The organism is Halostella limicola, assembly GCF_003675875.1.
Classification (GTDB): domain Archaea; phylum Halobacteriota; class Halobacteria; order Halobacteriales; family Natronoarchaeaceae; genus Halostella; species Halostella limicola.
This window is the reverse complement of the sequence record NZ_RCDI01000001.1, coordinates 123,006-146,157: the sequence shown is the minus strand read 5'-3', so window position 1 is coordinate 146,157 and position 23,152 is coordinate 123,006. Positions and strand designations below refer to the sequence as shown.

The following is a 23,152-nucleotide window of genomic DNA, read 5'->3' as shown; positions in this document are numbered from 1 at the left end:
GAGGAAATAGTTCTACCGTCGGTGTGGTACGGGTTCGCAAGCTTTGCCGCGGCCGGCCGATCAGAAGAAGGCGGTGACGTACTCGCCGAGGTAGATCCAGGTGAACGCGAGCCACGTCTGGAAGACGACGCTTCCCAGCGCCGAGAGCGCGACGAACTCGCGGTCGCCCATCCCCGCGAACCCGGCGGGAACGGTGAGCATCCCGCGGGTGAAAAGCAGGGCGTTGCTCACCGGAACGACGACGCGGCCCCAGCGGTCGAACCAGCACTCGAACCGGTCGATCGACGACTCTCGCACGCGGAACCACGGCCTGTCGAGGAGGAACCGCCGCCCGTATCGCTTCGCCAGCGCGAACAGCGCCCACTGGCCGACGGTCGCGCCCGCGGCCGCGACGAGCACGACGGCGACCGCCTCTGCGGTCGAGTCCGCGAGCAGGGTGATGCCGGCGGGGACAAGCGCCTCGCTCGGCGCGAAGTAAAGCAACATTGCGCCCTCCAGTATCAGGATGGCGAAAAGCGCCAGCAGACCGTAGCGGTCCAGCCACTGGCGAGCGAGTTCCTCGTCGCCGAGGAAGACGAGGACGATCCCGATCAGGGCGGCGACGGCGACGCCGGCGGCGAGCGCGAGCGGACCGTAGTCCGCGATCAGTCGCCGGACGCGGCCGTCTTCGACGGCGGTGGCTCCCGACTCCATTCGTCTACCCAGACCACCAGACCGCTAATATGCCTTGCGACACCAGCGCGCGGGTGTCCCGACCCGGGGGCCTTTTAGTGCCGGACCACAACGGACGCCCATGACCCGAAGCCGACGCCCGCGACGCCTCCGGCAGGACGGCGTCCGCGACCTCGTCAGCGAGACCGACCTCGCGCCCGACGACCTGATAGCGCCGGTGTTCGTCGACGCGACGGTCGACGAGCGCCTCCCCATCGAGTCGATGCCCGGCCACGAGCGCGTACCCGTGGACGAGGCCGTCGACCGCGTGGAGGAACTGCTCGCCACCGGCATCGAGTCGGTGATACTGTTCGGCGTCCCGGAGTCGAAGGACGACCGCGGCAGCCGCGCCTGGGCCGAGGACGGCGTCGTCCAGGCGGCGACACACCGGATCACCGAGGCGACCGACGCGTACGTGATCACGGACGTCTGTCTCTGCGAGTACACCGAGCACGGGCACTGCGGGGTGCTCGAGGACCACGCCGAGGACGACCCCGACGTGACCGTCCGCAACGACGAGACGCTCGACCTGCTGGCGGAGACGGCCGTCTCCCACGCCGAGGCCGGCGCGGACATGGTCGCGCCGAGCAGCATGACCGACGGGATGGTCGGGGCCATCCGCGACGGCCTCGACGCCGCCGGCCACGAGCACGTGCCGATCATGAGCTACGCCGTGAAGTACGAGAGCGCCTTCTACGGCCCGTTCCGCGACGCCGCCGACGGCGCGCCCGCCTTCGGCGACCGACGCCACTACCAGATGGACCCGGCGAACCGCCGCGAGGCGATGCGCGAGGCGGCGTTGGACGTCGAGGAGGGCGCAGACGCGCTGATGGTCAAGCCCGCGCTCCCGTACCTCGACGTGGTCCGGGACGTGCGTGAGGAGTTCGACCACCCGGTCGCCGCGTACAACGTCTCCGGCGAGTACGCCATGATCCACGCCGCCGCCGAGAAGGGCTGGCTGGACCTCGAAGCGACCGCGGTCGAGTCGCTGCTGTCGATCAAGCGTGCGGGCGCGGACCTCATCCTCACGTACTTCGCGGAGGACGTGGCGGACGCGCTCTGAGCGGCCGACCGTCCGTCCACCCCGCCGCCGTCCCGGACCGACCGTTCGTTTTCTCGGTCGCCGAACACGTGTGTGCGTTCGTTCGCACGACGCGCGGACGCTTTCGCCCGACCGTTCACCGCGCCCGCGCCGCGGCGCCGACCGTTCGTCCACGCAACAGTCAGGAACCCATGCGTCTCACGGTGGATGCCGAAAAACGGCCCGAACGCCCCGATCACCGCAGTGGACGAACGTCCGAAATACCCGATCACGACCGTCCAGTTCCTCGTCGCTCAACTACCTTATATGCGTAATATCGAGTATTACTCCGGACACCCGTCGAATTAGGGGTTCGGGAATAAATCATACGTCAACGAGAACCATTATATGGTTCTCGGTATTGGCGTTATCTCGTGAGCTGGAATACGAACATGGCGCTCAGACTCGAAATAGAAAACGTTCGTCGCAAAATAGATCCGGTGTCGTTCGATCCGGAGGTGACGCTCGCGTGACGACCGCGCCGCTGCAGGTCGACCCGCAGGTGATCGCCGACGGCGTGAACCTGGTGTGGGTGCTGGTCGCTACCTTCCTGATCTTCTTCATGCACGCCGGCTTCGCCATGCTGGAGGCGGGCCAGGTGCGCTCGAAGAACGTCGCGAACCAGCTGACGAAGAACCTCCTCACGTGGAGTATCGGCGTCGTCGCGTTCTTCTTCGTCGGCGCGGGCGTCTCGGCGCTCGTCGGGAGCGTCACCGGCACCGCCGAGTTCGGCGGGATCCTCTCGACGACCTCGCCGGACTCCGTGAACGCGTGGGTCGACTGGCTGTTCGGCGCGGTGTTCGCGATGACGGCGGCGACCATCGTCAGCGGGGCGGTGGCCGGCCGCGCGAAGCTCCGCGCGTACGTCAGCTACACGCTGCTGCTGGCCGCGGTCATCTACCCGGTCGTCACCGGCTTCACGTGGGCCGGCGGCTTCCTCGCGGAGCTCGGCTTCGCCGACTTCGCGGGCGGGATGATCGTCCACGGGATGGGCGGCATCGCCGGCCTCACCGCCGCCTGGGTCCTCGGGCCGCGGATGGACCGCTACAACCCCGACGGCACCGTGAACGTCATCCCCGGTCACTCGATGACGTTCGCGGCGCTCGGGACGCTCATCCTCGCGTTCGGCTGGTACGGCTTCAACGTCGGCACCGCAGCGACGGTGTTCGCCGTCGAGGACGGCTCGCTGGTGCTCGGCGCCTACGAGACGGTCGGCCGCGTCGCCCTGAACACCACCCTCGGCATGGCGGCCGGCGCCATCGGCGCGGGCGCGGTGTCGCTGTACAAGACCGGGAAGGTCGACACGCTGTACGTCGCGAACGGGCTGCTCGCCGGCCTCGTCGGCGTGACGGCGTCCGCGAACGTCGTCACCTGGTACGGCGGCCTCCTCTCCGGCCTCGTCGCCGGCGCGCAGCTGCCGATCGTCTTCCGCTTCGTCGAGAAGCGCCTGAAGATCGACGACGTCTGCGCGGTGTTCCCCGTCCACGGCTCCGCGGGCGTCGTCGGCGCGCTCATGCTGCCGTTCTTCCACGTCGAGGGCTTCGCGGTCGACCTGCTCGTCTCGCAGGTCGTCGGCGTCGCCGTCATCGCGATCTGGACGATCGCGGCGACCGGGGCGGTGTTCGGCCTGTTCAAGGCCGTCGGCCAGGCCCGCGTCTCCCCGGACCACGAGCGCGAGGGCCTCGACGTCTCCGAGCACGGCGTCGACACCTACCCCGAGTTCGGCAAGCCGGACGTCGCGACCGACGGCGGTCCCGAAGTCGTTCGCACGGACGGCGGCGCCCCCAACGACGGAGCCATCAAGATGGTCACGGCCATCGTCCGCCCGGACCGCCTCGGCGACGTGAAGGAGTCGCTCGCGGAGGTGGGCGCGCCCTCGCTGACGGTCACGAACGTCTCCGGCCGCGGCAGCCAGCCCGCCAAGACGGGTCAGTGGCGCGGCGAGGAGTACACGGTCGACCTCCACCAGAAGGTGAAAGTCGAGTGCGTCGTCGCGGACATCCCCGCCGACGACGTGGTCGAGGCGATCCGCGACGGCGCGGCGACGGGCGAGCCCGGCGACGGCAAGATCTTCGTGATGCCCGTCGAGGACGCCCTGCAGGTGCGCACCGGCAACAGGGGGCCCGACGCGGTGTAGGGCCGGGCGTCACCGCCGAGACGCCGGCCCGCGCGGAGCCGCGATCCGCGCCGCTATCACCGAGGTGCCCCCTTCGCCGCTTTCTCTCCGTCCGTTCCGGCCTCCGCAGTTGCCCGGCCGACCGCCGTTTCGCCGGAACGCGGGCTGGCTCGCCGACCTCGTTACTTCTTTGACCGCCCCGTCCGAAACGCCGGGCATGAACCACGACGAGTCCCGCGACCTCTACGACCGCGCGCTCTCGGTCATTCCCGGCGGCGTCAACTCCTCCGTCCGGGCGGCGATCGAACCGTACCCGCCGTTCGCCCAGCGCGGGGACGGCGGCCACCTGATCGACGCCGACGGCAACCGCTACGTGGACTGGGTGATGGGGCTCGGCCCGCTGCTGTACGGCCACGACACCCCCGAACCGGTGCAAGCGGCGGTCCAGTCCCACGCCAGCGAGGGGCCGATGTACGGCATGCCGACGGAGATCGAGGTCGAGCACGCCGAGTTCGTCGCCCGCCACGTCCCCAGCGTCGAGATGATCCGGTTCGTCAACAGCGGCACCGAGGCGACCGTCTCCGCCGTCCGCCTCGCCCGCGGCTACACGGGCCGGAACAAGATCGTCGTCATGCAGGGCGGCTACCACGGCGCGCAGGAGTCGACGCTCGTCGAGGGCGACGCCGACCACCCCCGCCCCTCCACCGCCGGCATCCCGCAGTCGTTCTCCCAGCACACGCTCCCCGTCCCGTTCAACGACGAGGAGGCCGTCCACGAGGTGTTCGAGGAGCACGGCGACGACATCGCCACCGTCCTCGTCGAGCCGATCCTCGCGAACAAGGGCATCGTGATGCCGGAGGACGGCTACCACGAGACGCTCCGGGACCTCACCGAGGACCACGGCTCCCTGCTGATCTTCGACGAGGTGATCACGGGCTTCCGCGTCGGCGGTCTCCAGTGCGCCCAGGGCAAGTTCGGCGTCACGCCCGACGTCACCACGTTCGGCAAGATAATCGGCGGCGGCTACCCCGTTGGCGCGATCGGCGGCAAGTCGGAGATCATCGAGCACTTCACCCCCTCCGGCGACGTGTTCCAGGCCGGCACCTTCTCCGGACACCCCGTGACGATGGCCGCCGGCCTCGAAACGCTGCGCTACGCCGCCGAGAACGACGTGTACCAGCACGTCAACGCGCTCGGCGACAAGCTCCGGCGCGGGCTGACCGAGATCGTCGCCGACCAGGCCCCTGAGTACACCGTCGCCGGCACCGACAGCATCTTCAAGGTGCTGTTCACCCGGGATGCCCCCCGCGACCTGTCCGGCCAGTGCGAGGCCGGCTGTCGCCAGCGCCCCGAGAGCCCGCGCTACGACCACTGCCCGAAGAACGGCGCGGACGTGGCGAACTGCGAGACCGACCGCTGGCGGCGCGTGTTCTGGCCGAAGATGAAGGAGCAGGGCGTGTTCCTCAGCCAGAACCAGTTCGAGTCGCAGTTCATCAGCTACGCCCACACGGAGGAGGACGTGGAGAAGACGCTCGAAGCGTACAAGGAAGCGCTGTAGCGGCGGAACCTGTCGGCTCGGCCGGGGCGAGCGCGCTCGTCACGTCCGCCGAGCGCGCGAGCCTACGGGGAAGGGCAAGCCGTCGGCTGTGGAGCCGCTGAAAGGGGACGGAGTCGTGGGAGTGTACGGCGTCGAAGCCGCCGTTTCACCGCGAACGAGCGAAGCTTTGACGAGCCTCCGCTCACGTTGTTCGCAGAGACTCCGGGCGCGACCGTCAGGGAGCGCCCGGAATTTTTTGATCGACATTTTTTGCGCGAGTGGTCGCCGAAGGCGACCCGAGCGTCAAAAAAGGTCGCGTTATTCGGGCTTCAGCCCGCCGTCCTGCACGCGCATGACGGCCTCGCCGTCGGCGAGGTTGGGGGCGTCCACGAGTCGGACGATCCGCTTGTCGCCCTTGGACTTGCGGAGGTAGATGCGGAACGTCGACTTGTGGCCGAGGATGTTCCCGCCGATGGGCTGGGTCGGGTCGCCGAAGAACGAGTCGGGGTTCGAGGCGACCTGGTTCGTCACGACGACCGCGACGTTGTGCAGGTTACCGACCTTGTCGAGGTCGTGGAGGTGCTTGTTGAGCTTCTGCTGGCGCTCGGCGAGCTCGCCGCGGCCGACGTACTCGGCGCGGAAGTGGGCCGTCAGCGAGTCGACGCAGAGCAGGCGGATGGGGTACTCGTCGTCCTGCGTCTCGTTGGCGAGCTCCTGAGCCTTCTCGGCCAGCAGCATCTGGTGGTTGGAGTTGAACGCCTTCGCGACGTGGATCTTGTCGAGGACGCTCTCGATGAGCTCGTCCATCGCCTCGTCGTCGTCGGGGCCGCCCTCGATCTCGCGGTCCTCCATGAACGCTTCGAGCGCCTCGTCCGGGAGGCCGCGGACCATGTCGTCGATCCGCTCGGGGCGGAACGTGTCCTCGCTGTCGATGAACATCGCGGCGCCGCGGAGGCCGCCGTACTCCTTGGGGAGCTGGACGTTAACCGCCAGCTGGTGGGTGACCTGAGACTTGCCGGAGCCGAACTCACCGTACACCTCGGTGATCGACTGGGTCTCGACGCCGCCGCCGAGGAGGTCGTCGACCTCGTCGATCTGCCAGCTCAGCTTGCCGATCTGCTCGCGGCGCTCCAGTACGTCCGCGCCGGTCTCGAAGCCGCCGATGTCGGCGGCCTCGCGGGCGGCCTGCACGATGTCGGCGGCGGTGCTCTCGCCGACGTCGGCGGTGTTCGACAGTTCGCCGGGGCTCGCGACGGCGAGGCCCTGGAAGGAGTCGAAGCCCGAGTCTCGGAGTTTCTCTGCGGTGGCCGGTCCGACGCCGGGGAGCGTCTCGAGGTCTGCGTCTGTTGCCATACCTACCTCTAAACTACCCCTGCTACATAAACCCCGGTTAACAGGAGAGTGAAAGTGAAAGTGCAAGAGTGCGTCGGGGTGACACGGCACGAAGTGAAAGGGTTTAGGAAGGAAAAGCGCGGTCCGCGGGGGATGCGCCCGGGGGCGTCAGGGGGACCTCAGCCCCACGGGTGCTCACCGTCCCGGCTCGGCCAGAGGGGGTACCAGTACTCCTTGTCGGCTTCGACTTCGAGTTCGCCGTCGAGGACGCTCTCCAGTTTGAACTCCGCGCCGTTGTCGCGCTCGTTGCCGGGGCGGGGGGCGAAGGGGTAGTACGCGCCGCGGCGGAACGAGTAGATCCAGTAGACGGGGTCGCCGTTCTTCTCGAACCCGAAGACGGCGGCGAGCAGGCGGGAGCCGTAGTCGCGCTCGATGAACGTGTCCGCCGCGAAGTGCATGCTCGTCACGAGGTCCTCGTAGTCGTCGTCGCGGAGGACGACCCACTGGTAGCCGTGGTCGTCCTCGTGGAGTTCGGCGGTGGTGCCGGTCTCCTCCTCGCCCGCTTCGAGGATGTCGATCACCTCCTCGACCGTGCGCTCGAAGTCCGTGCTGTCGACGCCGGCGAAACACAGCGCCGCCTCTTCGACGGCGCCGTACCCCAGATCCGCCCGCATCGTCAGGTACGCGGTGCTCATCCCGAACAGGTCCTCCGGGTCGGCGTCCCGGGTCGCGTCCCTCTCGGCGCGGATCCCCAGTATCTCCCGGATCCCGTCGAGCAGTCCCATACCGTCCACTCCGTGCGCCCCGTCCTTAGTCAGTTCCCATCGCGCGTCCGCCGAGATAGATATGATAACCGTTATTTACTGCTATCGTATATGAACGCCGACTGGTATGACTCTCTCTCCCCATCTCGTCGGCGACCTCTTCGAGGCGGTCCAGCGGCGGGGCGTGTTCGATGACTCGAAGACGTTCGTCGACACCGTGCCGCTCGAAGACCCGGAGACGATCCGGCGGCGGTTCCGCGAGCGGCGCACTGACGCGGACTTCGACCTCGACACGTTCGTCGACAGGCACTTCGCGGTCGACGGCGACCGCGACCCGCCGGACCTGCCGGCGGACCGGACGATGGAGGAACACGTCCGCCTGCTCTGGGACCACCTGACCTACGACCCGGCGGAGCACTCCGGCAGTTCGCTCATCTCGCTCTCGGACGCGTACGTGACCCCCGGCGGCCGCTTCCGCGAGCTCTACTACTGGGACAGCTACTTCACCGCCGAAGGCCTCGCCGTCTCCGACCGGTACGATCTGGTCGAGAGCGTCCTCGACAACTTCGCGTCGCTGGTCGACCGCTTCGGCTTCGTGCCGACGGCGAACCGGGAGTACTACACCTCGCGGTCGCAGCCGCCGCTGTTCTACCGCACCGTCGACGTGCTCGCCCGCCGGCGCGGCGCGGACGCGGTCCGGCCGTACCTCGACTCGCTGGCGCTCGAACACCGCTTCTGGATGGACGGCGAGGACGACCTCGACCCGTGGAGCGCCCACCGGCGGACGGTCCGGCTGGACGGCGCAGTCCTCAACCGCTACTGGGACGACCTGGCCGCGCCGCGGAAGGAGGCCTACCGCGAGGACGTCGCGGTGGCGGACATGGCCGACCGCCCCTACGCCGAGGTGTACCGCGACATCCGCGCTGCCTGCGAGTCCGGGTGGGACTTCAGCAGCCGCTGGTTCGACCCCGGCGCGGGCATCGAGAGCATCCACGCGACGGAGCTCGTCCCGGTCGACCTGAACGCGTTCCTGTACGGGATGGAGCGGCGGCTGGCCGTCTGGTTCGCCGAGACCGGCCACCCCGGCGCGGCGGCGGAGTACGACGCCCGGGCCGCGGCGCGCCGGCGGGCGCTCGACGAGCGCTGCTGGGACGCCGACCGCGGCTTCTACTTCGACTACCGGTGGACGACGCGCGAGCGCACGGACCGGTGGACGCTGGCCGCGGTCGCGCCGCTGTTCGTCGGAGCGGCGTCGGACGAGCAGGCCGCCGCCGTCGCCGAGCGCCTCCGCGAGCGGTTCCTCGCCGAGGGCGGGCTGACGACCACGCTCACCGAGAGCGGCGAGCAGTGGGACGCTCCCAACGGGTGGGCGCCGCTGCACTGGATGGCCGTCGTCGGCTTAGAGCGGTACGGCCACGACGACCTCGCCGCCGAAGTGGCCGACCGCTGGCTGGCGACGAACCGGATGCAGTTCGATCGCTCCGGGAAGATGCTGGAGAAGTACGACGTCCGCGACCCGACCGCCGAGGCCGGCGGCGGGGAGTACGAGCTACAGGACGGCTTCGGGTGGACGAACGGCGTCGCGCTCGCCCTGATTGACCGGTATCGTAGCAGCTGAAATGATTCACGCGTCGAACGGCACCCGGAGTGCCGTCCGAGTGTGTCGTTGCGTCCGATTTCTACCGTATCAGTAGCCCTCCATCTGCCGTTCGAGGTCGCGCAGGCGCTCGACGCGCTTCTCCGTCGGCGGGTGCGTGCTGAACAGCCGCGAGATCATGCCCTTGGAGATGGGGATGATGAAGAAGGCGTTCATCTCCGCCTCGTCGCGCATGTCCCGCGTCGGTATGTTGTCCATCTCGCCGGAGATCTTCAGCAGGGCGTTCGCCAGCGCCGACGGCCGGCCGGTGATCGTCGCGCCCCCGCGGTCGGCCGCGTACTCGCGGTAGCGCGAGAGCGCGCGGATGAGGATGTAGCTGATGATCCACACCAGCAGGGAGACGCCGATAGCGACGATGACGCCGCCGCCACCCCCGCCGCGGCGGCGACCGCCGCCGAAGAAGGCCCCCCAGCGGACGACGATGAAGGCGATAGTCGAGAGGAAGGAGGCGAGCGTCATCACCATCATGTCCCGGTTCTTGATGTGGGCGAGCTCGTGGGCGATGACGCCCTCCAGCTCGTCCTGGTTCAGCGTCCGCATGAGCCCCGACGTCACGCAGACCGCGGCCTTGCGCTGGGACCGACCGGTCGCGAAGGCGTTCGGTACCTTGTCGTCGGCCACGGCCACCTTCGGCTTCGGCAGGTCGGCCTGCTGCGAGAGGCGCGAGACCGCCGCGTGAAGCTCCGGATACTCCTCTTCCGACACCTCTTTCGCTCCCATGCTCCACAGCGTCAGCGTGTCGCTGAAGAAGTACTGGACGAATGAGAACCCGCCGAAGATCACCGCCATCATGAGGATGCCGCCGCCGATGTACTGGACGATCACCGCGGCGAAGACGATGTACAGCGCGAACAGCATGAACATCGTGAAGAACATCCGCAGACGGAGTCCCCAGTCCGTTTTCCACTGCATACGCCTCCCTACGTCGCCTATCTCCTAAAGGGTCGCGCTACGGGAATCGTCACCGCGGCCCGTCCGTCCGGCGCTTGCCGCCTGCCGTGGGTACAACTCCGAGGAGCCCGATACATCGCGTATGACCGACACCGCACTCGTGACGGGCGGCCTGGGACGCTCCGGGCGCTGGATCGTCGACCGCCTCGCCGACGACGGGTGGAGCGTCGTCTGCGTCGACCTCGACCACCCCGGCTGGGAGATCGACCCGAGGGAGGGCGTCGACTTCCGCGCCGCCGACCTGACGGAGCGCGCCGAGGCGTACGAACTGGTCGCCGAGGTCGTCCCGGACGCGGTCGTCCACTGGGCGGCGCTGCCCGCGCCGGAGCGCCACGCCGGCGGCCGCGTCTTCGAGACGAACGCGATGGCGACGTACAACACGCTGGTCGCGGCCGGGCGGGCCGACGCACGGGTGGTCTGGGCGTCCAGCGAGAGCGCGTACGGCAACGCGTTCCGCGAGGAGCCGGAACTGCCCGAGGCGCTGCCGCTCACCGAGGACGAACCGCTCCGCCCGGAGGACCCGTACGGCGCGTCGAAGGTCGCCGGCGAGGAGATCGCGAAGACGGTCGTCCGGAGGTACGGGGTCAGCGTGGCCTCGCTCCGCCCGTCGTGGATCCAGTACCCCGGCGAGTACGTCTGCCGCGACCGCGAGGACCTCGGTGACGACCGCCCGCTCTCGGCGGTCGACCTCGCCGCGGGCGTCGGCAACTACTGGTCGTACGTGGACGTTCGCGACGTGGTCGGCATGGTCTCGGCGGCGCTCGACGCCGATCTCGACGGGCACGAGGCGTTCAACCTCGCCGCGGCGGACAGTTACCTCGGGTACCCGACCGCCGACGCCGTCGAGGCGTTCTTCGGCGACCTGCCCGACGAGTGCGATCTGGACGGGGAACAGTCGGCGCTCTCCACCGCGAAGGCGGCCGACCTGCTCGGCTGGGAACCGGAGCACGACTGGCGCGAGGCGGCGGACGCCGAGGTCGAGGGGCCGACGCTGTACGAGTAGCGGGCGTTCGCCGCGCGGCCGCGGCTCCGGCGACCCGGCCGCGTTGCGAACAAGCGGTTTAAAAGCGAGAACGCCCTACGAGGCCGTAATGAGTGAATCACGTGCGTTCTGCCCGCGCTGTGGCGACCCCGTCGCCGAGCGCGAGGGGTTACGGCCGGGGGAGGCCCGGAGCGACCCCAACCTCTGCGACGCGTGCTACTTCGAGGACTTCGACCTCGTGGACGCGCCCGACCGAATCGAGGTGCAGGTCTGCTCGCAGTGCGGCGCGGTCCACCGCGGCAACCGCTGGGTCGACGTCGACGCCCGCGACTACACGGACGTCGCCATCGACGAGGTGAGCGGGTCGCTCGCGGTTCACGTCGACGCCCGCGACGTGACGTGGCAGGTCGACCCCGAGCAGGTCGACCAGAACACGATCCGGATGCACTGTTACTTCACGGGGATCGTCCGCGAGACGCCCCTCGAGGAGCAGGTCGTCGTCCCGGTGAAGATCTCGCGGGGCACCTGCGACCGCTGCGGTCGCATCGCGGGCGACTACTACGCCAGCATCGTCCAGATCCGCGCCGTCGACAGGGAGCCGACCGCCCGAGAGACCGAACGCGCCGAGGAGATCGCCCACGAGATCGTCGCGGAGATGGAGGCGACCGGCGACCGGAACGCCTTCGTCACGGAGACGTCGGAGACGGACGACGGCCTGAACATGAAGGTGTCGACCAACAAGATCGGCCAGAAGATCGCCCGGAAGGTGGTCGAGGAGTTCGGCGGCACGTTCGGCGACTACGAGACGCTTGTCACCGAGGACGAGGACGGCAACGAGGTGTACCGCGTCACCTTCGCCGTCCGCCTGCCCCCGTTCACGCCGGGCGACGTCATCGACACCGACGACGACGGCGGCCCCGTCCTCGTCCGGAGCGTGCAGGGCAACCTGAAGGGCCAGCGGGTCACCACCGGCGAGCCCTACGAGGCGTCGTTCGAGGAGGGCGACGCGCCCGACGCCCGCAAGCTCGGCACGGTCGACGACGCTCAGGAGACGACGCTCGTGGCCGTCGAGGACGAGCGCGCCGTGCAGGTGCTGGACCCCGAGACCTACCGGACCGAGACGATCGCGCGGCCCATCTACCTCGACCCCGACGCGGAGACGGTGCCGGTGCTGAAGAGCCGTGCCGGCCTCCACGTCCTCCCCGACCCCGAGAGCGTCGGCCGAGAGGACGGATGACGCGCGGTGACGAGAGCGACGGCGAGCGGGAGGGCGAGACCGCGTCCGACCTCGCCGCGGTCGTCGAGAAGGCCCGCGCGGAGACCGCCATCGCGGAACTCCGCGAGGAGGGCGTCTACGACGAGTCGCGCAAGGTCCGCGAGTACGGCACCACCGCGGTGGCGCTTCCGGTCACCGACCCGCCCGAGGAGACCGACGTGCGCGAGGTCGTCCGGCAGGTCGACCCCGACCTCCGCGCGCCCGACCTCGAAACCCTCCTGCGCGAGCGCGGGTGGACCGACGAGGAGATCGACCGCGCGCCGGGGTCGTGGGCCGTCATCGGCACCGTGATCCTCGTCACCTTCGGGGACTGCCCGCGCGAGGGGGAGGTCGGCGAGGCGCTGCTCGAACTCCACGGCGGGGCCGACACCGTCCTGGCGAACGAGGGCGTCAGCGGCGAGCAGCGCGAGCCCTCGGTCCGGGTCGTCGCCGGCGAGGGCGACACGGAGACGGTCCACACCGAGCACGGCGTCCGCTACGCGCTGGACCTCGCCGAGGTGATGTTCAGCCCCGGCAACAAGGCCGAGCGCGCCCGGATGGGCGAGGTGGTCGGCGAGGGCGAGCGCGTCTTCGACATGTTCGCCGGCGTCGGCTACTTCACGCTCCCGATGGCGAAGGCCGGCGCGCGCGTCACCGCCACCGAGATCAACCCTACGGCGTTTCGCTACCTGACGGAGAACGCGGTCCTCAACGACGTGCAGGACAACGTGAGCGCGTACCGTTCGGACTGCCGGGACGTGGAGGTGTCCGCGGAGCGCGTGGTGATGGGGTACTACGACGCGCACGAGTACCTCGACGCCGCGCTCGACGCGCTGGAACCGGACGGCGTCGTCCACGTGCACGAGGCCTGCCCCGAGGAACTGCTGTGGGAGCGCCCGGTCGACCGCCTCGAATCGGCCGCCGCGGCGAAGGGTCGAACCGTCGAGGTGCTCGACCGCCGCCGGGTCAAGGGCCACAGCGAGGGCGTCGCGCACGTCGTCGTGGACGCGCGGGTGGACTGATCCGGACGCGGGGGATCGTCGGTCCGCCTCGCCGTCTTCCGGCAGGCAAAGCCCTACGGCGCTGGACCTGTCACTGATTCGCATGCGCTACTTCGACTGCGGCACGCTGATAGACGGCTTTTCCGACGACCCGATCTCCGACGCCCGGGTGCTGGTCGAGGACGGGACGGTCTCGGCGGTCGGCCCCCGGGAGGAGGTCTCGGTCCCGGACGACGCGGAGCGAGTCGACTGCACCGGCGAGGTGGTCGTCCCCGGCCTCGTGGACGCGCACGTCCACCTGCAGGGGTCGCGGTCGATGAACCCGATGGACTGGGTCACGGAGAGCACGGCGCTCGGGACGGCGCGGGCGACGGCCGACCTGCGGTCGCTCCTGTCGGCGGGCTTTACCGCGGTCCGGGACGTCGGCAGCACGACCGGCCTCGCGCTCCGCGACGCCGTCGACGAGGGGGCGATCCCGGGGCCGCGTATCTACACCTCCGGGCAGGCCATCTCCCAGACCGCGGGCCACGGCGACGTCCACTTCCTCCCGCCGGAGTGGGTCGAGGACGGCGACGGCATCTCGACGCTCGCCGACGGCCCCGCCGAGTGCCGGAAGGAGGCCCGGCGGCGGTTCCGCGAGGGCGTCGACTGCCTGAAGATCATGACGACCGGCGGCGTCCTCTCCGAGAAGGACGCCCCCGACCAGAGCCAGTTCACCGACGCCGAGATCAGCGCGATGACGGAGGAGGCCCACCGCGTCGGCGTCCCCGTCGCCAGCCACGCCCAGGGCGCGCCCGGCATCAAGAGTGCCCTGCGCAACGGCGTCGACACGATCGAGCACGGGTTCTACCTCGACGAGGAGGCGATCGACCTGTTCCGCGAGACGGGCGCGACGTTCGTCCCGACGCTGTCGATCATGCACCGCATCGTGAACAACGGAGCGGACCACGGCGTCCCCGAGTACGGGCTGGAGAAGTCCCGCGAGGCGAGCGAGGCGCACTACGACGCCGTCCGGCGCGCCTACGAGGTCGGCATCCCGATCGCCGCCGGCACGGACTTCATCGGCCCCGACCTCGTTCCGCACGGCGAGAACGCCCTGGAGCTGGAGCTGTTCGTCGACGAGGTCGGCATGACCGAGATGGACGCGATCAAGGCGGCGACGGGCGTCGCGGGCCGCACCGTCGCCGACGACGCCGTCGGCGGGCTCGCCGAGGGCAAGTACGCAGACCTCGTCGCGCTGGAGGCCGACCCGCTCGACGACGTCTCTGCGGTGCGCGATATCGCCGCGGTGTACCGCGGCGGCGAGCGCGTCGCGCTCTGATCAGACCCAGCGCGGCCGGATCCCGCCGTGATAGAGCAGGTGTGCGCCGGTCGCCGCCATCGCGACCCCGACCAGCCGGACTCGCCGCTTCGACCCCTCGCGGGGGCGGAACTCGACGTCCAGAGCCGCGTCGTAGCCTGCGCGGCCGAGACGCAGCATGAGGCCGGGAGCCGCGGCGTGGACCAGACCGACCGCGACGAGCGTCAGACCAGCGAGGCGACTGTACCCCGCGCTCGCGTCGTCCGTCATGGGTACCGATCGGCCCGCGGGGAACAAACCTTTCATGTTTCCGCGCGCGAACTGAGGGGTATGGACCGCCAACAGATACTCTCGCTCCTGCTCGTCGTCCTGATGATCGGGTCGTCGGTCGCCTACGCCGCGGCGATGATCTGACCAGCGCCGACTACTCCACGTCCCACACGTCCGAGATGGGGCTTTTCTTCTCCGAGCGGCCGCTCGACCCGCCGGACCCGCCCGACTCGCCGACGGACGACGAGCCGCCCGACGCAGAGGACCCGCTCGACCGGCGGCCGGACGACCGCGCCCCTCGACCGGCTCCGGAGCCGCTCCCCCCGCCGGCAGCGTCGGGGTCGAACGCGGGGAGGTCGGGCGTCGACAGCAGGTCGACCTGCTCGCGGAACCAGTCCGGCATGTCGGTGCGGGCGCGGTCGAACAGGTCCAGCAGCGAGGTGTCGGCGAGGTAGGTCGCGCCGTAGTCGTCCGGCGCGCGGACGACCCGGCCGCAGGCCTGGATGACGGTGCGCAGGGCGGTGCGGTAGTACCACGTCCACTGGTCGTCCTCCAGTCGGTGGGCGACCCGGGAGTCGTTCGTGTTCGGGTAGGGGGCTTTGCAGAGCACCTGCCAGCGCGCGAGGTCGCCCTCCAGGTCCAGCGCCTCCTCCATCTTCACCGAGAGGAACACGTCGGGGTCGTCGGTCGCCTTCCACGTCTCGAGGGCGGCGTCGCGCCCGTCGCGGTCGTGCGAGCGGACGCGCCCGGCGACGCCGAAGTCCGCGAGCAGGTCGCGCAGGCGCTCCTGGATGGCGTAGGAGTGGCAGTGGACGATCCCCTTCTCGTCGCCGTGCTCCTGCATGATGCGGACGAGGGTGCGGGCGACCTCGGGGAGCGTCTCGTCGCGCTCGGCGTAGGTCATCTTCCCCCGCGTCACGTCGTACAGCGGTCGGTTCTCGACGGGGAACGTGTGGCCCACGTCGACCAGCGCGACGTTCTCGGGGTCGAGGCCGACCTGCCGGCAGAAGGCGGCCTTGTTGAGGATCGTCGCCGAGAGGAGCGCGAAGCGGTTGCCCCGGTCCCAGACGGTGTGTTTGAGGTACTTCTCCGGGTTCATCGGCTTGACCGTGAATGGGCCGCCCTCGCCCTCGTCCGCGCCGGCGGGCGGGTCCTGCTGGTCGACCAGCCACTCCGTCGCGCTCCCCGGGTCGCGGTAGTCCTCCACGAACCACTTCAGCTCGGAGATGGTCTCCTGCAGGCGGTCGCGGGTGCGGGCCTCGTCCGGCGTGAGCTCGGGCTTCGCGAGCAGTTCGTCCTTCCGGCGCTCGCAGGTGCCGACCAGCGCGTCGGCGTACTCGGCGGCGCGCTCGACGGAGTCGATCACCGGCACGCGCAGGTCGTCCCAGATGGGGACCGAACGGGGGTCGAGTTCGACGGTGGCGTACATCTCGGCCCACTCGGCCAGCCCGTGGGCCTCGTCGATCACGCAGACGTCGCGCTTGCGGAACACGTCGGAGCCGGCGGTCTGCATGAAGTACGCGAGCGTCATCGCGGCGATGCGGCGGTTCGACGCGATGGCACGGTCCGAGAAGTACGGACAGCGGTGCTTCACGGAGCAGTCGTACCCCGACTCCCGGACGCAGGGTGCCTGATTGACGGGGGTGTGCTCCTCGTTCGGCAGGATGCAGGTGTAGTTGCCCTTGCCGCGGATCACGTTCAGGTCGTCAAGCAGGGGGTCTTCGGCCACGTCGTCGAGTTGAGACACCTGCGGCGTCGTGTAGTAGGCGTCGGTGGCGTCGCTCGGCGAGGCGTCGTCGGTCCGGCGGGCGCACCCGGCGATGGCGCGGGCGAGCAGGGACTTGCCGCTCCCGGTCGGCGCGCGCACGAGGACGACGTCGTTGCCCGCCGCGAAGGCGTCGCGGATGTCGTCGAGCGCGGCCTTCTGGTTGCCGCGGTAGGAGGGCGCGGGGAACTCGTCGTGGATCCGCTCGGGGTTCACTGTCGGTGGACGGTGGGCAGGTCCCCTAAACCTAACTACTCGCGACCGGGCAGCGCCGCGACGTCCGCGGCGGTCGGGTCCTCGGGGAGGTCCTCGATGCAGTCGAAACAGAGGAAGTGCTCGGTGCCGTCGGCGTCGAACTCCAGGGTGACGCCGCCGGTCTCGTCGCCGCCGAACGACCAGAGGTTGGCGATGCCGCCCGCGATCTTCACCGGGCGACCGCAGCCGTCGCAGGGGTCCGTCGTCATGTCGCGTACTCGTCGTTCGCGCGGGAAAGCGGTTTCCCCGACGCGCTTTTGCTCGCAGCCCCCGAACCGGCGACCATGGAGGTCAACTGCGAGGGCTGTGCCGGCTGCTGTCTGGACTGGCGGGCGCTCGCCGACGCCGACCTCGACCACGAGCGCCGCGGCCCCTACGAGCCGGTCGACGGCGAGTACAACCTCGTCGCGCTCACCCGCGACGAGGTGCGGGCGTTCCTCGACGCGGGGCTCGGCGACGCCCTGCGGCCCCGGCTGTGGTACGACGGGGAGCGCGGGGGCGCGGACGGCGCGGAGGCCGACGACCCGGACGACGCGAGCGACGCCGGCGTCCGCATCGACGGCGCGCCGGTCGCCGCCGTCCGCGGCCGCCCCGTCTTCTTCGTGGGGCTCCGCCGCGCGCCGAAACCCGTCGCGCCGTTCGGCCGCGAGTCGGAGACGTGGCTCCCGACGTGCGTCTTCCTCGACCCGGCGACGCTCCAGTGCCGGCTGCACGACTCGGAGCGCTACCCCAGCGAGTGCGCGGAGTTCCCCGGGCACAACCTGAAGCTCGACGTGGAGACGGAGTGCGAGCGCGTCGAACGCGAGTTCGGCGGCGACCGGTTGCTCGACGACGAACCGCCGGGGGGCATGACGGGGCCGCTGTTCGGCCCGCAGGCGCTCGGGCAGAAGGTGTTCGTCCACCCGGACCCGGACCGGCTGGACGGCGCGGTCGACCGCATGCGCGAGGGCGACCTCACCGCGGAGGACCGGGCCGAGTTCGCCGCCGTCGCCGCGGCGTCGACGCCCGGAACGACGTCGGTGAACGACGACGCCTACGAGCGGGCGTACGAGGCGGCGCTCGGCGCGGACTCGTGGGTCGGCCGGGCCGTCGACGACTGGCGGGCGCGCGCCGGCGACCCCGGCGAGCGAGCGCCGGACGCACCGCTCGGCGACCGGATCGAGGGCGAGCGCGGCGCTCCCGACACCCCGGGCTGGTGACCGCTTGGAGCGTCGCTCGCTCGCCGGCCGCGGGGCCGGCGAGGTCGCGAGACCGGAGAAATGAGCGGCGCTACTGCTCTTTGATCTGCTCGAACTGGTTCAGCAGGTCCTCCGTGGACTCCCCCGAGTCGTACTCGACGGAGCCGTGGTAGACGGTCCGCTCGTCGTCGAAGTCGGCGTCGACCTCGCTGTTTTTCTGTTCGCGCCGCTCGTGTTCGTCCTCATCATAGGCACCCATTGACATGGCACTTACCTACATGGTAGGAAACTGTCGTATTTCAATGTAACGGTCGTTCAGGATCGAGAAGCGCTACCATCCGGTTCGGCGGGGCGAAGGCAAGAGGTAAATCGCAGGCCTCCCTAGCGCGAAACGTGGCACGTCCGCTCCGATTTCGCCGTTCTCCCGAGCGCTGGACCGCGTCTCGGGTTCACGACCAGTTGTTCACCGACCTCGACCAGAACCTCGGAGCGACGTCCGTCGATCCGCGCTTCCGTCCCGCCGGCGACTGGGAGACCCGCCGGTTCGAGATGGACAACGGCGACCTCGCCCTGTTCATCTGGGACGACGACGCCGCGTACTGGATGGGCAACACCGAGACGCCGAGCGCGCTCTGGCGGACGGACAAGTTCGGCTGGGGGGAGGTCCCCTACCAGGTCGCCCGGTGGTGCCAGCGGGAACTGCTCGCGGAGCTCCACGAGGGGTCGCCGTGGCTGGAGCCGTACCCGCACCTCTCCTGGTTCTTCCTGCCGGTGTTCATGTCGAAGGACGGCCGGCACACGACGCGGGAGTTCTTCCGCAACCACGCCGCCGGCTTCCCCGACGCCGACCGCGACGACGGGCTTGGCTTCTACGAGCGGTTCCTCTCGACGGGGGTCCTCGACGACCACCGCGACGAGATGGCCGGCAAGCTCGGCACCAGCGAGCAGTTCGACCTCGTGCGGATGAGCTCCGCGATGGCGGAGTTCACCGCCGCGAAGCTGCTCACCGACGCCGGCTACGAGGTCACGCCGGAGATCGAGGTGACGACCGGCCACTCGCTGGACTTCCGGGCAGCCCGCGACGATCACCACTCGCTCGTCGAGGTGACCCGCCCCCGGCCGCCGACCCAGCGCGCCGCGAGCACCGCCGTCGCCGCGGTCCGAGAGACGGCCGAGACCAAGACGAGCGGACAGCTCAGCGAGCACGGCGGCGGCGCGGTCTTCTTCGTCGACTGTTCCAGCTTCCGCGACGACCAGTGGCTGGCCGTCCGCGGCGAGCAGCCCGAGGTCCGGCACCGCCCCGCGGTCGTCTACCGCGTCCGCCCCGACGGGCACGCGGAGGGCTACTCCAAGGGGTCCGTTCCGATCGACCTCGACGGCGTCATCGAGTGGGTGTAGGCCGTCGTTTCCTCACCGGTATCCGCCGTGACCAGCGGCGCAGGTGATCGGCGTGACCGGCGGCACAGGTGTCCGACGCGACCGTGCGGTGACCGGCGCGACCGTACGCGACCGGAGGTCGTAGTTTTTTACCCGCGCGGTCCGCGTCGTCGCGTATGAAAAACTCCGGCGGCACGGCGGAGGCGAAGCGCAGGGCCGGCGAGCGGGCGGCCGAGGCGGTCGAGGACGGGATGGTCGTGGGCCTCGGCACGGGGTCGACGGCGGCCCACGCCATCCGGGCGCTCGGCGACGCCGTCGACGCCGGCCTCGACGTGCAGGGGGTGCCCACGTCGTTCCAGTCGCGCCAGCTAGCGATCGAGGAAGGGGTCCCGCTCGTCGAACTGGACGAGGTCGAGACTGTTCACGTCGCGATCGACGGGGCCGACCAGTTCGCCGGCGGCGACCTGGTCAAGGGCGGCGGCGCGGCCCACGCCCGCGAGAAGGTCGTCGACGCGACCGCGGAGCGGCTGGTGATCGTCGCCGACCCGTCGAAGGCGGCGACGACGCTCGACCATCCGGTCCCCGTGGAGGTGCTCCCCGACGCCCGCCCGCTGGTCGCGGGGCGGGCCGCGGACCTCGGGGGCGACCCGACGCTGCGGACCGCCGAGCGGAAGGACGGGCCGGTCGTCACCGACAACGGCAACCTCGTGCTCGACTGCGACTTCGGCGCTATCGACGACCCCGCGGCGCTTGCCGCGCGGCTGTCGGCGCTACCGGGCGTCGTGGAGCACGGGCTGTTCGTCGGCCTCGCGGACGAGATACTCGTCGGTCGCGAGGACGGCGTCGACGCGAAAAAACCCTGACCCGCCGCGACGGCGGTCAGGTCGAAAACGGGAGGACCCGATTACAGGTCGCGCGGCTGGACCGTCTTCCGGTCGTTGGCCTCGGCGCGGTCCGCGGCGTCGGCGAGGAGTTCGTCGACTTCCTCGTCGAGTGCCTCGTAGAAGTCGGAGGCAACGTTCTTGTCGTCGAGCGCTTCCTTGACGGCGGCTTTGACAATGAGGTCTGCCATACGAATTGGGGTTGCCCGGCACCCTTTATAAGATTTCTCAAATCGCCCGGCGAGCGGGCCTGAGTCGGGCGTACAGGGTGCGATCGTGTCGCAGAGAGAAGATGAAAATCAGGAAGCTTTAAGTGAATCGGATTTATGGCGGGGCGGATTCGGGAGCGACAGGCAGGAGTACTTCCAGCGCGGAGTCCGGCGCATGCGAGAGTTACTGGAAGCCGTCGCCGCCGGCGACCTGTCGCCCGCGGAGGCGGAAGCGGAGTTGCGCGGCTACGCGACGGGCGAGGCAGGGCGGTTCGACGCCGCCCGCGAGCAGCGCCGCGGCGTGCCGGAAGCGGTGTTCGGCGAGGGGAAGACGCCGGACGAGGTGGCCGAACTCGTCGCCACGGCCGTCGAGACGACGGGCCGCGGGATCGCGACGCGCGTCGACGACGAGCAGGTCGCGGCGGTCCGCGACCGCCTCGCGGAGCGTCACCCGGACGCCGACGTGGAGCACCGCGAGCGCTCGGCCGTCCTCCTCGCTCACGCCCCCGGGTTCGAACCGCCGGACGTCGACGCCACCGTCTGCCTCGTCACGGGCGGCACCGCCGACCGCGGTCCCGCCGGCGAAGCGGCGGCCATCGCGGGCGAGATGGGCGCGACCGTCGACCTGATCGAGGACGTGGGCGTGGCGAGCATCGTCCGCATGCTCGACCACGTCGACGAGATCCGGGAGGCGGACGTCGCCGTCGTGGCGGCCGGCCGCGAGGGCGCGCTGCCGACCGTCGTCGCGGGGCTGGTGGACACGCCCGTCATCGGCCTCCCCGTCGCCAGCGGCTACGGCCACGGTGACGAGGGCGAGGCGGCGCTCTCGGGGATGCTCCAGTCCTGCACCGTCCTGTCGACGGTGAACGTGGACGCAGGCTTCGTCGCGGGGGCGCAGGCGGGACTGATCGCTCGCGCCATCGGGGGATCTGACGAAATAAAAAACGATAGTTGACGAGTAGCGAGTTTTCGATATCGGTATACGACGGTAGCTAACGGGTTTCGTAAAAAGTAGTTTTGCTTTCCCGAAATCGGAACCGAATTTGGAAAGAGTATTTATTGGTGGGCGCCTTACGTCAAGACACCGGCAACTCGCTTGCCGGATGACACCAATGCCCACGTGTGATCACTGCGACGCCCACGTGTCAGAGCGGTTTGCACGTGTGTTCGCAGACGAGCACGGGCGCATCTTCGCCTGTCCGAGCTGCTCGGCGAACGCAGGAATCGCCGAGGCGGCACGGCAACGCGCTCGAGGCTCGTGAACGGCCACTGGGACCGATAGCGGACGACCACCACGCGAAGCCTTCCTCTTCCGCGCCGCTTTTGACCGTCGTCGCCCACCTCTCGCCAGTGACTCACTACGTGTACGTCCTGGAGTGCGCCGACGGGAGCCTCTACACGGGGTACACGACCGACGTCGAGCGCCGCGTCCGCGAGCACGACGCCGGCGAGGGCGCGAAGTACACCCGCGGTCGGACACCCGTCGAACTCGTTCACGCGGAGGTGTTCGAGACGCGGTCGGCGGCGATGTCCCGCGAGCACGAGATCAAGCAGCTCTCGCGGGCGGAGAAAGAGCGGCTGGTCGGGTTAGCGTAGGAGAACCTGCAGATCGTTCGCGGCCGTAACGACGGTCCCGTCCGCCGCCTCAGTCGTCGGGGTCGGCGGTCTCGTCCTCACCGTCCGCCGACGGGGCGACGAACTCGCCCGTGTTCGGGTCGTAGTACTCCCGCCCGAAGAACCCCCGCAGTGCCATCGTCGTACCGACGTAGGACGCGACGACGAGCAGGACGAATCCGAGGACGACGTTCCACACCATGCGACCACCTCCGAGGGGCGAGACAAAAACGTTGCCCGTCGTCGCTGGTCCCGCCGCGCCCTCCGTCTCCCGCCTCGGCCGGTCAGTCGCCCGCCGACGCCTCGGTCCCCGCGACGACCGGCGCCGACCCGGCGTGTCCGGCGACGAGACGGCCCAGTTTCTCGACGCGCTCGCGCAGGTCCTCGTCGACGAACGCGCGGCCGTCGACGGCGTCGGCGTCCGCGACGAACTGGTCGTACGCGCTCTCGATGCCGACCTGGTGGGGGAGCACCCAGCCGTGGACGCCGCGGATCGTGATCCGCATGTGGTCGAGGGTGCTCCCGTACGACCCGCCGCCGCAGACGGTGAGCAGGCCGGTGACGGTGTCCTCGAACTCGTCGTAGGAGCAGTAGTCGTGGAAGTTCCGGAAGGCGGCGGAGTAGGAGTTGTGGTACGTCGGCGACCCGATCAGGAGCCCGTCCGCCTCGCGGACCTTCCGCTTGACGAGTTCGCTGTCGCCCGGTTCGTCTAGGTCCGGGTCGTACAGTGGCAGGTCGTACTCCCGGAGGTCCAGCAGTTCGGCGTCCGCGCCCGCGCGCTCGGCGGCCCGGAGCGCGTACCGGAGCGCGGTTCGCGTGTAGCTCTCGTCGCGCAGGCTGCCCGAGACGGCGACGATAGCGGGTGACTCTGACATCGTCGGATCTAGGTCGTGAACGCGTAAAACCGCACTGCAGG

General features: G+C 69.9%; 25 protein-coding genes. 14 read left to right on the top strand and 11 right to left on the bottom strand.

Annotated elements, in window-relative coordinates:
* Positions 1–60: 60 nt before the first annotated feature.
* Positions 61–693 (bottom strand): DedA family protein, encoded by a 633-nt coding sequence (locus D8670_RS01965; protein WP_121816428.1) that lies wholly within the window; start codon positions 691–693, stop codon positions 61–63.
* A 100-nt stretch (positions 694–793) separates the two neighbouring features.
* Here D8670_RS01965 and hemB point away from each other — a divergent pair, with 100 nt between their 5' ends.
* The 3 genes from hemB (at position 794) to hemL (ending at position 5,466) form a co-directional block, all read left to right on the top strand.
* Positions 794–1,774: a porphobilinogen synthase gene (hemB, locus tag D8670_RS01960; RefSeq protein WP_121816427.1), complete on the top strand. Its 981-nt coding sequence runs from the start codon at positions 794–796 to the stop codon at positions 1,772–1,774.
* A 487-nt stretch (positions 1,775–2,261) separates the two neighbouring features.
* Positions 2,262–3,929 carry an ammonium transporter gene (locus D8670_RS01955; protein ID WP_205596898.1) on the top strand — a complete coding sequence of 556 codons (1,668 nt, stop codon included), beginning with the start codon at positions 2,262–2,264 and terminating at the stop codon, positions 3,927–3,929.
* Between the two features lie 196 nt (positions 3,930–4,125).
* Positions 4,126–5,466, top strand: coding sequence for a glutamate-1-semialdehyde 2,1-aminomutase (hemL, locus tag D8670_RS01950; RefSeq protein ID WP_121816426.1), 1,341 nt, complete (start codon positions 4,126–4,128; stop codon positions 5,464–5,466).
* Between the two features lie 297 nt (positions 5,467–5,763).
* Here the strand turns inward: hemL and radA are convergent, their stop codons facing one another.
* Complete coding sequence (gene radA, locus D8670_RS01945) at positions 5,764–6,798, bottom strand: DNA repair and recombination protein RadA (RefSeq protein WP_121816425.1); 1,035 nt, start codon at positions 6,796–6,798, stop codon at positions 5,764–5,766.
* Positions 6,799–6,956: 158 nt separating this feature from the next.
* Positions 6,957–7,562: a PspA-associated protein PspAB gene (gene pspAB / locus D8670_RS01940; protein WP_121816424.1), complete on the bottom strand. Its 606-nt coding sequence runs from the start codon at positions 7,560–7,562 to the stop codon at positions 6,957–6,959.
* A gap of 106 nt (positions 7,563–7,668) precedes the next feature.
* On the opposite strand from pspAB, the gene treF reads away from it, so the two are divergent.
* Positions 7,669–9,159, top strand: coding sequence for an alpha,alpha-trehalase TreF (treF, locus tag D8670_RS01935; RefSeq protein ID WP_121816423.1), 1,491 nt, complete (start codon positions 7,669–7,671; stop codon positions 9,157–9,159).
* Between the two features lie 69 nt (positions 9,160–9,228).
* Here treF and htpX read toward each other — a convergent pair whose 3' ends face one another.
* Positions 9,229–10,110: a zinc metalloprotease HtpX gene (gene htpX / locus D8670_RS01930; RefSeq protein ID WP_121816422.1), complete on the bottom strand. Its 882-nt coding sequence runs from the start codon at positions 10,108–10,110 to the stop codon at positions 9,229–9,231.
* Positions 10,111–10,231: 121 nt separating this feature from the next.
* On the opposite strand from htpX, the gene D8670_RS01925 reads away from it, so the two are divergent.
* The 4 genes from D8670_RS01925 (at position 10,232) to D8670_RS01910 (ending at position 14,708) form a co-directional block, all read left to right on the top strand.
* On the top strand, positions 10,232–11,152 hold the full coding sequence (locus tag D8670_RS01925) for an NAD-dependent epimerase/dehydratase family protein (RefSeq protein WP_121816421.1): 921 nt from the start codon (positions 10,232–10,234) through the stop codon (positions 11,150–11,152).
* An 88-nt stretch (positions 11,153–11,240) separates the two neighbouring features.
* Entirely contained in the window at positions 11,241–12,368 is a 1,128-nt protein-coding gene (locus D8670_RS01920) for a 60S ribosomal export protein NMD3 (RefSeq protein ID WP_121816420.1), read from the top strand.
* Entirely contained in the window at positions 12,365–13,408 is a 1,044-nt protein-coding gene (locus D8670_RS01915; protein WP_121816419.1) for a class I SAM-dependent methyltransferase, read from the top strand. The genes D8670_RS01920 and D8670_RS01915 overlap by 4 nt, the downstream gene beginning before the upstream one ends.
* Positions 13,409–13,490: 82 nt before the next feature.
* Positions 13,491–14,708, top strand: coding sequence for a metal-dependent hydrolase family protein (locus D8670_RS01910; RefSeq protein WP_121816418.1), 1,218 nt, complete (start codon positions 13,491–13,493; stop codon positions 14,706–14,708).
* Here D8670_RS01910 and D8670_RS01905 read toward each other — a convergent pair whose 3' ends face one another.
* From D8670_RS01905 to D8670_RS01895, 3 genes are all read right to left on the bottom strand, one after another.
* Positions 14,709–14,957 carry a hypothetical protein gene (locus D8670_RS01905; protein ID WP_121816417.1) on the bottom strand — a complete coding sequence of 83 codons (249 nt, stop codon included), beginning with the start codon at positions 14,955–14,957 and terminating at the stop codon, positions 14,709–14,711.
* Between the two features lie 154 nt (positions 14,958–15,111).
* Complete coding sequence (locus tag D8670_RS01900; protein ID WP_121816416.1) at positions 15,112–16,938, bottom strand: ATP-dependent DNA helicase; 1,827 nt, start codon at positions 16,936–16,938, stop codon at positions 15,112–15,114.
* 35 nt (positions 16,939–16,973) lie between these two features.
* Positions 16,974–17,186 carry a DUF7561 family protein gene (locus D8670_RS01895; RefSeq protein ID WP_121816415.1) on the bottom strand — a complete coding sequence of 71 codons (213 nt, stop codon included), beginning with the start codon at positions 17,184–17,186 and terminating at the stop codon, positions 16,974–16,976.
* A gap of 75 nt (positions 17,187–17,261) precedes the next feature.
* On the opposite strand from D8670_RS01895, the gene D8670_RS01890 reads away from it, so the two are divergent.
* Positions 17,262–18,176: a YkgJ family cysteine cluster protein gene (locus D8670_RS01890; protein ID WP_121816414.1), complete on the top strand. Its 915-nt coding sequence runs from the start codon at positions 17,262–17,264 to the stop codon at positions 18,174–18,176.
* Positions 18,177–18,246: 70 nt separating this feature from the next.
* Here D8670_RS01890 and D8670_RS20550 read toward each other — a convergent pair whose 3' ends face one another.
* The gene (locus tag D8670_RS20550; RefSeq protein WP_233752175.1) at positions 18,247–18,420 is read right to left on the bottom strand and encodes a DUF5786 family protein; all 174 of its coding nucleotides are present in this window, start codon (positions 18,418–18,420) and stop codon (positions 18,247–18,249) included.
* A gap of 128 nt (positions 18,421–18,548) precedes the next feature.
* Here D8670_RS20550 and D8670_RS01885 point away from each other — a divergent pair, with 128 nt between their 5' ends.
* Together D8670_RS01885 and rpiA are read left to right on the top strand one after the other, a co-directional pair.
* Entirely contained in the window at positions 18,549–19,553 is a 1,005-nt protein-coding gene (locus tag D8670_RS01885) for a DUF5784 family protein (protein ID WP_121816413.1), read from the top strand.
* Between the two features lie 155 nt (positions 19,554–19,708).
* A complete protein-coding gene (rpiA, locus tag D8670_RS01880; protein WP_121816412.1) occupies positions 19,709–20,395 on the top strand; it encodes a ribose-5-phosphate isomerase RpiA in 687 nt (228 codons plus the stop codon).
* Between the two features lie 41 nt (positions 20,396–20,436).
* Here the strand turns inward: rpiA and D8670_RS01875 are convergent, their stop codons facing one another.
* Positions 20,437–20,604 carry a DUF1931 family protein gene (locus tag D8670_RS01875; protein WP_121816411.1) on the bottom strand — a complete coding sequence of 56 codons (168 nt, stop codon included), beginning with the start codon at positions 20,602–20,604 and terminating at the stop codon, positions 20,437–20,439.
* A gap of 193 nt (positions 20,605–20,797) precedes the next feature.
* Between D8670_RS01875 and larB the strand changes: the two genes are divergently transcribed.
* The 3 genes from larB to D8670_RS01865 all read left to right on the top strand — a co-directional run bounded on the left by larB (position 20,798) and on the right by D8670_RS01865 (position 22,218).
* A complete protein-coding gene (gene larB / locus D8670_RS01870) occupies positions 20,798–21,577 on the top strand; it encodes a nickel pincer cofactor biosynthesis protein LarB (protein WP_121816410.1) in 780 nt (259 codons plus the stop codon).
* 157 nt (positions 21,578–21,734) lie between these two features.
* Positions 21,735–21,884 carry a DUF7563 family protein gene (locus D8670_RS21900; RefSeq protein ID WP_449272246.1) on the top strand — a complete coding sequence of 50 codons (150 nt, stop codon included), beginning with the start codon at positions 21,735–21,737 and terminating at the stop codon, positions 21,882–21,884.
* A gap of 88 nt (positions 21,885–21,972) precedes the next feature.
* Positions 21,973–22,218 (top strand): GIY-YIG nuclease family protein, encoded by a 246-nt coding sequence (locus tag D8670_RS01865; protein ID WP_121816409.1) that lies wholly within the window; start codon positions 21,973–21,975, stop codon positions 22,216–22,218.
* A gap of 49 nt (positions 22,219–22,267) precedes the next feature.
* Here the strand turns inward: D8670_RS01865 and D8670_RS20545 are convergent, their stop codons facing one another.
* Together D8670_RS20545 and D8670_RS01860 are read right to left on the bottom strand one after the other, a co-directional pair.
* The gene (locus tag D8670_RS20545) at positions 22,268–22,438 is read right to left on the bottom strand and encodes a hypothetical protein (protein WP_162994119.1); all 171 of its coding nucleotides are present in this window, start codon (positions 22,436–22,438) and stop codon (positions 22,268–22,270) included.
* An 82-nt stretch (positions 22,439–22,520) separates the two neighbouring features.
* Positions 22,521–23,111 carry an NADPH-dependent FMN reductase gene (locus D8670_RS01860; protein ID WP_121816408.1) on the bottom strand — a complete coding sequence of 197 codons (591 nt, stop codon included), beginning with the start codon at positions 23,109–23,111 and terminating at the stop codon, positions 22,521–22,523.
* Positions 23,112–23,152 lie beyond the last annotated feature (41 nt).

Excerpts from the sequence above, each read along its gene's own strand:
- D8670_RS01965 (WP_121816428.1), bottom strand. The coding sequence starts at position 693 with ATGGAGTCGGGAGCCACCGCCGTCGAAGACGGCCGCGTCCGGCGACTG.
- hemB (WP_121816427.1), top strand. The coding sequence starts at position 794 with ATGACCCGAAGCCGACGCCCGCGACGCCTCCGGCAGGACGGCGTCCGC.
- hemL (WP_121816426.1), top strand. The coding sequence starts at position 4,126 with ATGAACCACGACGAGTCCCGCGACCTCTACGACCGCGCGCTCTCGGTC.
- radA (WP_121816425.1), bottom strand. The coding sequence starts at position 6,798 with ATGGCAACAGACGCAGACCTCGAGACGCTCCCCGGCGTCGGACCGGCC.
- pspAB (WP_121816424.1), bottom strand. The coding sequence starts at position 7,562 with ATGGGACTGCTCGACGGGATCCGGGAGATACTGGGGATCCGCGCCGAG.
- treF (WP_121816423.1), top strand. The coding sequence starts at position 7,669 with ATGACTCTCTCTCCCCATCTCGTCGGCGACCTCTTCGAGGCGGTCCAG.
- htpX (WP_121816422.1), bottom strand. The coding sequence starts at position 10,110 with ATGCAGTGGAAAACGGACTGGGGACTCCGTCTGCGGATGTTCTTCACG.
- D8670_RS01925 (WP_121816421.1), top strand. The coding sequence starts at position 10,232 with ATGACCGACACCGCACTCGTGACGGGCGGCCTGGGACGCTCCGGGCGC.
- D8670_RS01920 (WP_121816420.1), top strand. The coding sequence starts at position 11,241 with ATGAGTGAATCACGTGCGTTCTGCCCGCGCTGTGGCGACCCCGTCGCC.
- D8670_RS01915 (WP_121816419.1), top strand. The coding sequence starts at position 12,365 with ATGACGCGCGGTGACGAGAGCGACGGCGAGCGGGAGGGCGAGACCGCG.
- D8670_RS01910 (WP_121816418.1), top strand. The coding sequence starts at position 13,491 with ATGCGCTACTTCGACTGCGGCACGCTGATAGACGGCTTTTCCGACGAC.
- D8670_RS01905 (WP_121816417.1), bottom strand. The coding sequence starts at position 14,957 with ATGACGGACGACGCGAGCGCGGGGTACAGTCGCCTCGCTGGTCTGACG.
- D8670_RS01895 (WP_121816415.1), bottom strand. The coding sequence starts at position 17,186 with ATGACGACGGACCCCTGCGACGGCTGCGGTCGCCCGGTGAAGATCGCG.
- D8670_RS01890 (WP_121816414.1), top strand. The coding sequence starts at position 17,262 with ATGGAGGTCAACTGCGAGGGCTGTGCCGGCTGCTGTCTGGACTGGCGG.
- D8670_RS20550 (WP_233752175.1), bottom strand. The coding sequence starts at position 18,420 with ATGTCAATGGGTGCCTATGATGAGGACGAACACGAGCGGCGCGAACAG.
- rpiA (WP_121816412.1), top strand. The coding sequence starts at position 19,709 with ATGAAAAACTCCGGCGGCACGGCGGAGGCGAAGCGCAGGGCCGGCGAG.
- D8670_RS01875 (WP_121816411.1), bottom strand. The coding sequence starts at position 20,604 with ATGGCAGACCTCATTGTCAAAGCCGCCGTCAAGGAAGCGCTCGACGAC.
- larB (WP_121816410.1), top strand. The coding sequence starts at position 20,798 with ATGCGAGAGTTACTGGAAGCCGTCGCCGCCGGCGACCTGTCGCCCGCG.
- D8670_RS21900 (WP_449272246.1), top strand. The coding sequence starts at position 21,735 with ATGCCCACGTGTGATCACTGCGACGCCCACGTGTCAGAGCGGTTTGCA.
- D8670_RS20545 (WP_162994119.1), bottom strand. The coding sequence starts at position 22,438 with ATGGTGTGGAACGTCGTCCTCGGATTCGTCCTGCTCGTCGTCGCGTCC.
- D8670_RS01860 (WP_121816408.1), bottom strand. The coding sequence starts at position 23,111 with ATGTCAGAGTCACCCGCTATCGTCGCCGTCTCGGGCAGCCTGCGCGAC.